Raw genomic sequence first — 244 nt, 5'->3', positions numbered from 1 at the left:
AACAAAACCGTTTTGAAGCACTCAGATGTTATTCAAAAAGACTAAAGACCATTCTCGTCTTGTTATGTGATGACGACTTACCACCAAAATTGGCAAAGATTGAACACTTAAACAAACACCATTTCCCTGCTCCTAATGAATTGATCGAGGACGTTAAAACCGAGCTTAACAACGTAAACAAACAAATTAGCCAGCTGTTAAAAATCGAAAATTCAATCGATAGCCGCACAGGTAGTGAATCGTA

At 37.3% G+C, this 244-nt stretch carries 1 protein-coding gene; it reads left to right on the top strand.

What is annotated here, in order from left to right; all coding sequences use genetic code 11:
* Positions 1 to 244: hypothetical protein (locus IQR33_RS34000; protein ID WP_228014066.1), on the top strand; the 244-nt coding region annotated here is incomplete at both ends.

The organism is Vibrio sp. OPT46 (assembly GCF_015163535.1).
GTDB classification, from domain to species: Bacteria; Pseudomonadota; Gammaproteobacteria; order Enterobacterales; family Vibrionaceae; genus Vibrio; species Vibrio alginolyticus.
Note: the sequence above shows the minus strand (reverse complement) of the source record. Positions and strands in the feature narration are given on the sequence as shown.